At 55.6% G+C, this 1,084-nt stretch carries 1 protein-coding gene; it reads right to left on the bottom strand.

Annotation, left to right across the window (positions count from 1 at the left end; genetic code table 11):
- On the bottom strand, nucleotides 1–1,084 hold a 1,084-nt coding region (locus EJ903_RS26345; RefSeq protein WP_174237368.1), incomplete at both ends, for an FG-GAP-like repeat-containing protein.

Here is a 1,084-nt window from a genome sequence, read left to right as displayed (position 1 = left end):
AAGGTGCCGCCTTCAGCGACCACCATGTGGGGCGCGACAAAACCGCTGCCTGTACTTTCTGACAGCCAGAATCGGTTATCTCCCCCCTGATAAATGAGATCGGCTTTACCGTCCCCGTTGATGTCGGCGTACTGTGCCTTGCCAGCAAGGGCAACGCCACCATGTTGCACGGCATCGACCATAATGGCACCGGTGCTGGTGGAAACCCTCATGTCCGAGAACTGCAGCGCCTCGACATGCGTCATAACACTTACACCATCCACTCCCGCGACCTTGACCGTATCGCCAATGAAGTCAACCGTGTACTCCGCCCGATTTCCGGAGAGAACAGCAATGTCGTAGCCATCGCCGCCGTCTAGCTGATTGTTGCCAGCCATTCCCATAAGGACATCGTTGCCGAGACCACCCACCAGTGTGTCGTTGCCAGCGCCGCCCGACAGCGTGTCATTGCCCACATCACCCTGGATCAGGTTGTCCGAAGCGGAGAATGAAATTCCTGTGCTGGTAGACAGCCAGAAGTGGTTATCAGCCCCCTGATAAATCAGGTCCGCTTTACCGTCTCCATTAATGTCAGCATACTGCGCTTGGCCAAAGTTGAAATTTCCGATTTGATCAGCGACCAGATGAGGTGTTGCAAAACCGGCACCCGAGCTTTCTGACAACCAGAACCGATTATCATTCCCCTGGAAGATGAGGTCGGCTTTGCCATCGCCATTCATGTCGGCAAGTTGCGCTTGGCCGGTTTGGAAACTGCCGCCATGGTCAATAACAAGATGCGGCGACGCAAAGCCGTTGCCTGTACTTTCTGACAAGTAGAAATTGTTGTCGTTGTCCTGAAAGAGGAGATCGGCTTTGCCGTCACCATTGACGTCGGCGTATTGCGCTTGACCGGCCTGAAAGGTGCCGCCTTCAGCGACCACCATGTGGGGCGCGACAAAACCGCTGCCTGTACTTTCTGACAGCCAGAACCGATTGTCGCTCCCCTGGACGATGAGGTCGGCTTTACCATCACCATTGACATCGGCATATTGCGCCTTGCCAGCGACGAAAGCGCCACCATGGGCAACAGCCACGTGAGCGGACG

It is taken from the genome of Azospirillum griseum, assembly GCF_003966125.1.
Lineage (GTDB): Bacteria > Pseudomonadota > Alphaproteobacteria > Azospirillales > Azospirillaceae > Azospirillum > Azospirillum griseum.
Note: the sequence above shows the minus strand (reverse complement) of the source record. Positions and strands in the feature narration are given on the sequence as shown.